Genomic DNA, 1,284 nt, shown 5'->3' with positions numbered 1-1,284 from the left:
GTATATTTACTTCTGAATCTGTATCAGAAGGCCACCCGGATAAGGTTGCAGATCAGATCTCTGATGCAGTACTCGATGCTATCATTGCCCGCGACCCACTTGCCCGTGTTGCCGTCGAAACGCTAGTTAAAACCGGCATGGCCGTTGTTGCCGGAGAAGTGACTACTTCCTGCTATGTAGACCTAGAAGACATTGTTCGAGACGTGATTACTGGCATCGGCTATAACAGCTCTGATGTTGGCTTTGATGGCGCTACGTGTGCGGTACTTAATGGCATAGGTAAACAGTCAGTCGATATCAACATGGGAGTTGACCGCTCTAAACCTGAAGACCAGGGTGCTGGTGATCAAGGCCTAATGTTCGGCTACGCAACAAATGAAACACCAAGCTTAATGCCCGCTCCCGTTTATTACGCACACCTATTGGTACAACGTCAATCTGAGCTTCGCCAGAACGGTACACTACCCTGGTTGCGTCCAGATGCTAAGTCTCAGGTGACCATCAACTACGAAGGTGAAACACCAAAAGTGGATGCTGTGGTTTTGTCCACGCAACACGACCCTAGCATCTCTTTAGAAGACTTGCGTGAAGCAGTATTAGAAAACATTATCAAACCTGTTCTACCTGCTGAGTGGCTAAGTGACAATACTTTGTATCACATCAACCCAACCGGCAACTTTGTAATTGGTGGGCCAGTCGGTGATGCTGGCTTAACAGGCCGTAAGATTATCGTTGATACCTACGGCGGTATGGCACGACATGGTGGCGGCGCATTCTCTGGAAAAGACCCTTCAAAAGTTGACCGCTCTGCTGCTTACATGGGCCGCTATGTTGCCAAGAACGTCGTTGCTGCGGGTTTAGCTGATCGTTGTGAAATCCAGGTTTCTTATGCTATCGGCGTTGCTGAACCAACTTCTATTTCTGTTAATACTTTTGGAACTGGTAAAGTTTCAGATATCGAGCTCGCGAAAATAATCCGTGAAGTTTTCGATCTTCGACCTTATGCAATCCAGAATCAACTAGAATTGCTTTATCCGATGTACCAAATTACTGCTGCCTATGGACATTTCGGACGCGAACCTTTTGAGCATACCTATAGTTACAAGGAAAACGGCGAAGAGAAAACTAAGACCTTCACCGCTTTCACCTGGGAAAAAACTGACAAGATCGATGCCTTGAAAGCAGCTGCAAAGGTTTAAAGACAGTAATTTTTACTAATACGACAGACTGAACCTACTTCAGCCTGCACTCAATATTACGTTGGCCGGAAAGCAATCCGGCCCA

At 46.6% G+C, this 1,284-nt stretch carries 1 protein-coding gene; it reads left to right on the top strand.

Annotated elements, in window-relative coordinates; translation table 11 throughout:
* Positions 1–2: 2 nt before the first annotated feature.
* Positions 3–1,199: a methionine adenosyltransferase gene (gene metK, locus A3757_RS12635; RefSeq protein WP_068739730.1), complete on the top strand. Its 1,197-nt coding sequence runs from the start codon at positions 3–5 to the stop codon at positions 1,197–1,199.
* Positions 1,200–1,284 lie beyond the last annotated feature (85 nt).

The organism is Oleiphilus sp. HI0117 (assembly GCF_001635235.1).
The sequence above is the reverse complement of the archived record's forward strand: the minus strand, read 5'-3'. Positions and strand labels throughout refer to the sequence as shown.